Annotated in this window: 1 protein-coding gene; it reads left to right on the top strand. The window is 82.7% G+C overall.

Annotation, left to right across the window (positions count from 1 at the left end):
- Window positions 1-554 (top strand): hypothetical protein (locus AB6N23_RS18560; RefSeq protein ID WP_412867419.1); only part of this gene is annotated, 554 nt, incomplete at both ends.

Here is a 554-nt window from a genome sequence, read left to right on the forward strand (position 1 = left end):
GCACCGCGCCGGCGGCCGGGACGTTCGCGGCGGTGCTGCGCCCGGACGGCGGTCGCGCGCCGCACCGGGTCGCGGTCGCCTACACGCTCGTCCGGCCCGCCACGCCCGTGCTCACCGTGCCCGGCGGTGGCGTCGAGGTGGCCCTCGGTCCCGTGACCGACGTGCCGGTCGAGGTCACCAACACCGGCGGGCTGACCGCGACGGGCGTCGCGGTGCGCGTCACGCCGCCGGCCGGCGCCGCGCCCGTGGCCGCCGACGGCTGCACGCCCGAGGGCCCCGACGTCGTCTGCCGGCTCGCCGAGCCGCTGGCCCCCGGCGCGAGCGCGCGGGTGGTGCCGCGGCTGACCGGGGCCGCCGGCGCCGCCGGGCCGCTCGGCGTCGCCACCGTCGCGGTCACCGCCGACGACGCCGACCTGCCCGTCCCCGCGTCGGTCGCCGTCACCGGCGTCGCGCCGGTCCTCACCGTGAGCGACGCCGCCGCGGTGGCCGACGGCGACGGCGGCGGCGTGCTCGCGTTCGTCGTCGGTGCGGCCGGCGCGCAGGAGGGCCGGCCC

This window comes from Cellulomonas pasadenensis, from assembly GCF_047229365.1.
GTDB lineage: Bacteria > Actinomycetota > Actinomycetes > Actinomycetales > Cellulomonadaceae > Cellulomonas.